The organism is Dietzia sp. IBK-p2-15D (assembly GCF_057773105.1).
The window spans coordinates 1-491 of sequence record NZ_JBYMTK010000053.1; the positions used below are offsets into that span (position 1 = coordinate 1).

1 protein-coding gene is annotated in these 491 nt (G+C 25.3%); it reads right to left on the reverse strand.

All coding sequences use genetic code 11. The annotated features are described in order from the left end of the window. Nucleotides 1-57: 57 nt before the first annotated feature. Nucleotides 58-491: hypothetical protein (locus AC3DEV_RS16815; protein WP_488372837.1), on the reverse strand; the 434-nt coding region annotated here is incomplete at its 5' end.

Genomic DNA, 491 nt, shown 5'->3' on the forward strand with positions numbered 1-491 from the left:
GTCCAGACATATATATTATATTAATATTATTTTATTCTTAATTCATAAAATAATCTTTTAATTTATTATTTCTCGTTTTCTTATTCCAACAAATGATGTTTTCGTTGCCTTTATTCCTTTCGCTTCAATATTATCAATAAATTCGGATTTACATGGTTCTTTTCCTGCATTTGGATAAGCAAACTTAAACCATATCTTGAAATCCCGATACATATCAACTATCTTAATATTGTCTGCATCTGTTGTTATAATATATAAATCTGTTATAAATTGTCTATAACAATCATTACTATTATGATAATCTTGGGTTTGATCTATAACTTCTGGTGGTTCATTCAGTCCATTTTCAATAAAATCAATGTAATATTTATTTAATAATAACCACATTAATACTTTCTTCCATTCCTTTTTAATATTTCCAAAATTATCACATTTTTTAAATTGATTTGGGATTTTTGGATCAGGTTCTTCAACAAATGAACTCGACCATG